We start from the raw sequence: 7,533 nt of genomic DNA, 5'->3' as shown, positions 1-7,533 counted from the left end.
CCAGCCGCCTCCGGCGCATCCTTGCCCTGGTATTCGAGCGCGAAGGTCGGGTCGCAGTCGTAGGGGTAGATGTAGTCGCTGCCGCGAGTCCACTTAATGTAGCGGGCGCCGTGGTTTTCGAGCATTTCGGGGTCCTCGAACCACTGCGTCGCCTCGAGCGACTTGCCGTCGTCGGCGAGGCGGTAGCGTTCGACCATGTGCGCCTCGCTCGAATGGTCGAGACCGTTGTTGGTGATGGTCGAGGGGGCGAGGTGGGTGGTGTCGATGACCAGTTCGTCGCCCTCCCAGTGGCCGATCGAATCGCCCATCTTGGTGTGCGGCGCGGCGGCCGGCAGGTGGCCGCGGCCGTCGGTGTAGATCAGCCGGTACTGGTCGTAGTACTCGTACCGGAACACGATCAGGCCGGGAGCCTCGATGACCTGGAAGGGGAAGGGGCCCTGCACCGTGTACATGATCGACTGCGGCTGGCAGACGCGGGCGATGGTCATGTCGTCGGTCGGCTGCCAGTCCCTGGCACGATCGAGCGCCTTCTGTGTCAGCTTGAGCCCGCCGTAGACCCCGCGCGGGAATTCCGCCGCGCCGGTATCTTCCAGCACCACCGTATCGGGCGGCAGCTTGGCCTTCAGGTCGTCGGGCATCGGGTAGCCGCGGAACGGGGCATTCCAGTAGCCCGAGAGGTCGGGGTGGCCGGCGTCTTCGGCGAGCGCCGGGGCGGTAATGGCGATGGCGGCAAGCGCCGCGAGGGCAAGCCGCATCAGCTCTGGTCCTGCCGTCCGAACGGGGCGATTCCGATCGACTTGCCGTTGGCGTCGGTGACCGCCGAAACGCGCATGTAGGGCTTGCCGTCGCGCGAGGGCCAGCCGGTGAGGGTGACGGTCTCGCCCGGCTTGATGATGTCGCGCGTCCAGCCGCGGCGGACGAGGATCACCGGGGCATTGGTCTCCCCGCGCCAGTGCTCGACAGTTCCGTCGGGATTGGTCACGTCGAGCGCAATCGTGCCGTGCGGGTTGGTGAAGCGGAAGGCGGTGACCACGCCAGTGACCGTCACGCTCTTCTCGGGGTCGAAGAACACAGCAAACGAGTGGTGCGCGCTCACTGCAACGGACGAAATTAGACTTAGAAATGCCGCCAGCCATGAAGCCAGCAGTAAGAATTTCCGTTTGGGCATTTCTTTATTCTCGCTTCTTGAGATCATCGCCACATTTGGTCAAATTGTCGATTGATGTTGATTTGTCAATACGTGGCCCTGCCGGTATCGGGCAAATCGAAAAAATGCCGACCAGACACGGCCACCTCGAAATCCGAAGGCAGGGCATAGAGGGCACAGTCAGGCCAACGTGGCACACATAGCTGGTGGTGGCCTTGTCAGAGCAAATGCACCGGCGGGGTGAGGAGTTGAGGGCAAGGCGCGGCGATGCCTCGTCCCAGGAAGCCAGCCAGCCCGCTTCGCTACTTCAACTCCTCGCTGGAGGTGATCCGGCTTGTGGTGATGATGTACGTGCGGTTCCCTCTAAGCCTGCGGAAAGTCGAGGACCTGCTGTCCCAACGCGGCATCGAGATCTGCCACGAGACCGTGCGGCACTGGTGGAACAGGTTCGGCCCGCTGTTCGCTACCGACATCCGCCGTCAGCGGGTCAGCCGGATGCGAGACTTTCGCCAGTGGCGCTGGCACCTCGACGAGATGTCCGTGAAGTTTGGCGGGGAGATGGTCTACCTGTGGCCGGCGGTCGACCGGGAAGGCGAGATCCTCGAGAGCTGCGTCACGAAGACGAGGCACAACACAGCACTCGCCTTCATGAAGAAGGCGCTGAAGCGACATGGCTCACCCAAGGCGATCACCACCGATGGCCTGCACTCGTACATGGCAGCGATGGACGAGCTCGGTAATACCAAGAAGCAGGAGGTCGGCCGCTGGGCCAACAACAGGGTCGATAACTCGCACTTGTCGTTCAAGCCACGAGAGTGGGCGTTACTGCGGTTCCGGGGAATGAAGAGCCTACAGAAGCTCGCCTCGCTCCACGCCAACATCCACAACCACTTTCGACCCGAACGTCACCTTGTCGACAGAGAGACCTACAAAGCCCGCCGCTCGGTTGCCCTGGCCGAGTGGCAGTCGCTCATGGTCTGAGCTTGCTGGGGTTGGGGGCTTTGCCAGTCGGAGACAAGTTGCGATCAGACTGACAGAACCCTACCGCGCGCCCATCCCGACATCATAAGCTGTGAAACCACCCCGCGAGCGATGGAATGGCTTAGACGGGCGCGGCCGGCTGTGGCTTTGGCGCTTGCTGTTCCTACCCACTTGTCGGATTGAGATGCGGGCTCCCTCTTGTGAATCTACGCTATTTCGCCAGCGGAAATTCGAGCATCGAAATCGAAAGCGGCGGAACGGCGATTTGCCGTCCGCGAACAGTTTTCGCAGTGCTTGAGACAACTTGCGGCGCCTTGCCGATCCGATTTTGCGCTTCGAGAGAAGGCCCGGTCAGGACCCACATCCGGCCCGTGCCGGCGACCGGGATGTTCTTCAACTCCAGGTCAAGTTCCTGCTTCTCGAAAGTAGCATTGACGACGCCGAGCTTGATCGTCGTGCCGTCAGCCGAAATCGCGGCGATTATGTCGAGCGGATAAGTCGGGCTACCGCCGACAGTCAGCGGATGTTCTGCTCCCTGCGGGAACTGCGGTGCAGGGACAGGTGCATTTCCGGTAACCAATACGGGCACCGATCCGCCCGGAAAGTGCTGCTGATAGAACTTGAATACCAGTCCCGTGCTGTTGAGCGCCGAGCTGTTGGGCGCGATCTCCATAGTCGATGCGCCGGTCGTGAAGGCTGCGCCCGTCAGGAAGCCGGTGTGACGGAGCATTTCCTGCAGGGTCATGCAATAGGCGAGAGCGGATTTCAGGTTCGCCGGTCCGCCGATGTAGGCATATTCGTCGATCCACAGGAAGATGCCGTCCGTGTCGATCCATGGGAAGCGTTCGCGATAGAGGTCCCATTGCATCGCCTTGGCGCGAACCTGCATTTGCGGCGAGCGGGTCCATTCCTGCAATTCGACAGAAGGCGGGGCATCCGGACGCTGCTCGGATCGGTCGTACCAATGCTCGGTCACGCCCGAAAACGTACCCTTGGCCTGGTCGAACAGGCCGTAAGTCCAATCCATCTCGTTCCCGAAGCGGGCCTTGATGTCCTCAATCGTGGGATTGACCTTGGGTACGCCCGGCGGATCGCGCTGGTCGGGCATGGCACCTGATCCGATCAGCACGATCGACGGATCGGCGCGCTTCATCCGGTCGGCGAATTCGCGGTGCTTGAGCATGAAATATTCGCGCGTTGTCGCGCCGATCTGCCAGTCACCGTAGGGTTCGTTGCCGATATTCCAATACTTGATGGCGTAGGGTTCGGAGTGGCCGTTGGCGGCCCGCTTGCTGCCCCAATAACTGTCCGTCGTCCCGTTGAGATATTCGACCAGCTCTGCGGCGGAATTGGCATCGCCCAATCCGGCATTGACCGTGACATAGGGATCTGCCCCGACCAGCTGGGCCAGCTCGATCCATTCGTCCATCCCGATGTCGTTGGAGTGGATCGCGCTCCAGGCATGGTCGTACATCGGGCGTCGGTGATCGCGGTCGCCCAGCGCTTCGTGCCAGTCCCAGTTGGAGAGGAAATTGCCGCCCGGCAAACGCCACATACCCGAATGGAGCGAGCGGGCGATGGCGGTCGTGTCGGCCCGCCAGCCATCGATATTGTCGGCGGGCATCAGCGTGGGAGCGTCGACAAGGAAGAAGCCGCTGCCCGTGCCGGTGATTTCGAAACGGGCCTGGTCGCTGTCCGCTGGGGGCGTGAAGTCGAACGGTACCTTTTGCCAACCGGGCTGTGGGGCGGGCAGAGAAATTGTGAGACGCTGGTCCGGCCCGTCCCCCCAAGTCAGTGCCACGCATACCATCGCTCCCGGATCGCCACGAAACCACAGCGAACCTGTGTAGCGTCTCCCCTTGGCGATCCCGATGCCGCCTTGGACGATGCCGGCCGGTGCGGTGCCGACCGCTATTCGTACACTCTGGTCGCCTCCGACCGAGCTTTGCTCGTCCATCGTCACTGCGCCATCCGTGCCCAGCGGCCGCCATTTGCGAAAGCTAATTCCCAGCGGTGCGCCTGGCCGCGCAGGCGGATCTGGATCGACGCTTGCCGGCAGGACATCGGCATAGAACTTGCGGTCGTCGAGCATTTCTGCCCACAGCGTGCGACCTACGAGGTTGCCGATGGGCTCGATGAACATGCCGTAGATATAAGGCGAAACCGGTGCAGCCTGCTTGCTGGCATCGATCGTGACTTCAACCCGTTCGGCGCCTGCCGGACGGGGGAATGTCAGCAAGGAGGCGGTCGCCAGTGCGGTGAAGGCCAGCCTGCGAAAGGTCATTGCGCCACTCCCCCATGCACCGCGGGCTGGACGCTAATACCGGCGTCCGTCTGGGTCACCGGTCGGATCGTGCCATCCGGATTGAAATCCAGATATTCCACAGCGATGGCTCGTCGACCTGTTGCCGGCTTCAGATCGCCGATTGTCAACAGTGCGTCGTGGTAGAAGAAATACCACTGGTCCTTGAACTCGATGATCCCGGGATGGATTGTAAAACTGTTGCGGGTCTCTCCGGTGATCAGGCCCTTGTATTGCCAAGGCCCGGTAATCGATGGCGCCATGGCATAGGCGATCCGCTCATTGCCCGGATTGTCCTCGTCGATCGAGGCGTAGGCCAGGTAGTATCGACCCTCGCGCTTGAACAGCCACGGACCCTCGGTGAAGTCGGGCAGTTCGATTGTCCTGATCTCGCCGTCGAGCTCGGTCATGTTGGGCTTCAGCTTGACAAGGAAACAGGTGAAGTGGCCCCACATCAGCCATGGGGTGCCGTCGTCGTCGATGAACACGGTGGGGTCGATGTCCTGATCGTAGTCGCGACCGACCGTGGTCATGCCGTTGGTCACCAGAGCGCTGCCACGAGCGTCGACGAACGGTCCGGTCGCGCTGTTCGACACCCCGACGCCAATTGCGAAACCGCGGTCCGGATCCTTGTGCTTCACGGGGGCGTAAAAGTAGAACTTGCCGTCCTTTTCGACCGCCTGCGCGGCCCAGGCGCTGTTGTTGGCCAAAGCCCAGGAAAAATCGGTCTCGCGCATCGCCGGGCCGTGCGACTGCCAGTGACGCAGGTCCTGCGACGAATAGACCAGCCAGTCGTTCATGGCGTAGAGCACATCGCCGGTCGCAATGTCGTGCGTCGTGTAGAGATAGACCGTATCGCCAACCACCAATGGCGCGGGGTCGGCGGTGAAGGCGTCGGTCAATAGCGGGTTGCTGCCAGGCGCCCGTTCGGTGAGGTGGTGTCCACCAGTGCACCCAGCCATCGCAAGTGACATGGCGACCAACAAGGAGTCACAAAAACTACGCCTCATCATCACCCCCCAGCTGTCGGTCCGCCTCTCACCGATCAGGTCGGACTTGACTCTGAGATAATTAGTCAGACAAATTTTGGTTACAAACAATAACTATCGTGGATGGGGACTGGCGGAATGAGTGAGCGACTTCACAAGAAGCTGTCCTTCGACAGACATATTGTCCGTACCTTGCTGGCGCTGGCGGCCCTGGCATTGGCCAGCCCGACGCCGGTTCTTGCGCAGGTGGAAACCGAAAAGCCCCCGGTAGTCGAGGGCGCCAAACCGGTGGTGATGGAACGATTCAAGGTCCATTCGCCGTCGATAGAGGGCAACCTCGAAGGTAACAGTGCAGATCGCGATGTGATCGTGGTCCTGCCCCCCAGCTATCGAGCCAGTCCCGGGCGCCGCTATCCTGTGCTCTACGCGCTGCACGGCTATTCGATCGGTGCGGAACAGTGGATCCAGGAGATCCGGGTGCCGCAGGTGGTCGAAGCCGCTTTCGCCAAGGGCGTGCCCGAAATGATCGTGGTTCTGCCTGACAGCAAGACGCTCCACAACGGCTCGGTCTATTCAAAGTCGGTCACGACCGGTGACTTCGAGGACTTCGTCGCGAAAGACCTCGTGGCCTATGTCGACAGCCACTACCGCACGATCCCGCGGCGTGAGAGCCGCGGCTTGGTCGGCCATTCGATGGGCGGTTATGGCGCGACGCGCATCGGGATGAAGCATGCCGATGTGTTCGGCGCCCTCTACGCGATGAGCCCGGGCGGGCTGCAGGGCCGGCCGATGGGGCCGTACAATGCGGACGTGCAGACCGCCATCGACGGTGTGAAGACGCTCGACCAGGTCAAGGACCTGCCATTCCCGGCGCGCGGCCTTCTTGCACTATCTTCGGCATGGTCGCCCAATCCTAACAGGTCGCCGCTGTTCCTCGACTTGCCTTTCAAGGACGGCAAGCCGGACCCCGGCGTGCTCGAGCGTTGGACGGCTAATTCGCCATTCGCCCTGCTCGATCAGTATGCAGGTGACCTCAAGCGCTATGCCGCGATAGCGATGGATGTCGGCGACGAAGACGGTCTAAAGTCCGACACCGAGGAACTGCACAAGAGGCTGCTCTCCTACGGAATTCCAAACAGCTTTGAACTCTATCACGGCACGCACACAAGCCGGGTTGCGTTCCGGTTCCAGGATCATGTCCTGCAATTCTTCGGCCAGCACCTGTCGTTCGAAGTCCCGCCGCCGCCGAGTTCACCCGAAGCCGCAGGCGATAAGGGAAGCGGGCCGTATCCGGCGATCATGGAAGTCGATCCTGCGCTGCCCAAGCACGTCATCTACCGTCCGGAGAACCTCGCCACACTCAAGGGGCGCAAGCTACCGCTTTACATCTGGGGTAACGGCGCCTGCACCGACGATGCGGCCAGCGTCCGCAACCACCTGCTCGAGGTGGCCTCGCATGGCTACCTGGTGATGGTGCCGGGCTATATCGGCGAGGAACTGGCGCGGGTCCAGGCGGCGCGCGGGCAGCGGGCCCCGGGCGCGCCTCCGGAAGTGCCGACCACTACGCAGGACCTGCGCGACGGGCTCGACTGGGCGATCGGCGAGAACAGCCGCGGCGGCAGCAAGTATCGCGGCCTGCTCGACACAAAGGCGGTTGCCGCTTCCGGCTTCAGCTGTGGCGGCGTGCAGGCGATCGATCTTGCCAGCTCGGATCCGCGGGTGACCGCGCTGATCGTGCAGAACAGCGGGCTATTCCCCGACGACGGGACACCGATGCTGCCGGGAATGGATACGCCCAAGACGGCGCTCGCCAAACTGAACATGCCGGTGCTCTATATTCAGGGCGGGCCGACGGATATCGCCTGGGCCAATGGCCGCGACGACTACAACCGGCTGATCCAACTCGGTCAGGTTCCGGTGGCGATGGTTGGGCTGCCGACCGGCCACGGCGGAACCTATCACGATCCGCATGGAGGGGCAGCGGCGATGATCGCCATCGACTGGCTCGAATGGCAGTTGCGCGGCAAGCAGGACGCGGCGCGCAGTTTCCTTGGCGATAACTGCCGGATCTGTACCGTTCCGGCCTGGACGATCGACCGGAAGGGTTTCTAGTC

At 62.3% G+C, this 7,533-nt stretch carries 5 protein-coding genes and 1 pseudogene; 2 read left to right on the top strand and 4 right to left on the bottom strand.

Annotated features, from left to right (window positions below; all coding sequences use genetic code 11):
* Together GRI89_RS02650 and GRI89_RS02645 are read right to left on the bottom strand one after the other, a co-directional pair.
* Positions 1-755: pseudogene (locus GRI89_RS02650) on the bottom strand (hypothetical protein); the annotation flags it as partial.
* Complete coding sequence (locus GRI89_RS02645; protein WP_159791925.1) at positions 755-1,096, bottom strand: DUF6152 family protein; 342 nt, start codon at positions 1,094-1,096, stop codon at positions 755-757. The gene GRI89_RS02645 and the pseudogene GRI89_RS02650, both read right to left, overlap by 1 nt.
* Before the next feature lie 318 nt (positions 1,097-1,414).
* Here GRI89_RS02645 and GRI89_RS02640 point away from each other — a divergent pair, with 318 nt between their 5' ends.
* Entirely contained in the window at positions 1,415-2,128 is a 714-nt protein-coding gene (locus GRI89_RS02640; RefSeq protein WP_159791923.1) for an IS6 family transposase, read from the top strand.
* A gap of 211 nt (positions 2,129-2,339) precedes the next feature.
* On the opposite strand, the gene GRI89_RS02635 is transcribed toward GRI89_RS02640, so the two are convergent.
* Positions 2,340-4,412, bottom strand: coding sequence for a carbohydrate binding domain-containing protein (locus GRI89_RS02635; protein WP_201290854.1), 2,073 nt, complete (start codon positions 4,410-4,412; stop codon positions 2,340-2,342).
* Positions 4,409-5,392, bottom strand: a complete 984-nt coding sequence (locus tag GRI89_RS02630) for a glycoside hydrolase family 43 protein (protein ID WP_235912721.1) — start codon at positions 5,390-5,392, stop codon at positions 4,409-4,411. Before GRI89_RS02630 ends, GRI89_RS02635 begins: the two co-directional genes overlap by 4 nt.
* Before the next feature lie 165 nt (positions 5,393-5,557).
* Between GRI89_RS02630 and GRI89_RS17915 the strand changes: the two genes are divergently transcribed.
* Positions 5,558-7,531: an alpha/beta fold hydrolase gene (locus tag GRI89_RS17915; protein ID WP_235912720.1), complete on the top strand. Its 1,974-nt coding sequence runs from the start codon at positions 5,558-5,560 to the stop codon at positions 7,529-7,531.
* Positions 7,532-7,533 lie beyond the last annotated feature (2 nt).

The organism is Croceibacterium salegens, from assembly GCF_009827435.1.
GTDB lineage: Bacteria > Pseudomonadota > Alphaproteobacteria > Sphingomonadales > Sphingomonadaceae > Croceibacterium_B > Croceibacterium_B salegens.
This window is presented reverse-complemented; position numbering and strand designations above follow the sequence as displayed.

Excerpts from the sequence above, each read along its gene's own strand:
- GRI89_RS02640 (WP_159791923.1), top strand. The coding sequence starts at position 1,415 with ATGCCTCGTCCCAGGAAGCCAGCCAGCCCGCTTCGCTACTTCAACTCC.
- GRI89_RS02635 (WP_201290854.1), bottom strand. The coding sequence starts at position 4,412 with ATGACCTTTCGCAGGCTGGCCTTCACCGCACTGGCGACCGCCTCCTTG.
- GRI89_RS02630 (WP_235912721.1), bottom strand. The coding sequence starts at position 5,392 with ATGGCTGGGTGCACTGGTGGACACCACCTCACCGAACGGGCGCCTGGC.
- GRI89_RS17915 (WP_235912720.1), top strand. The coding sequence starts at position 5,558 with ATGAGTGAGCGACTTCACAAGAAGCTGTCCTTCGACAGACATATTGTC.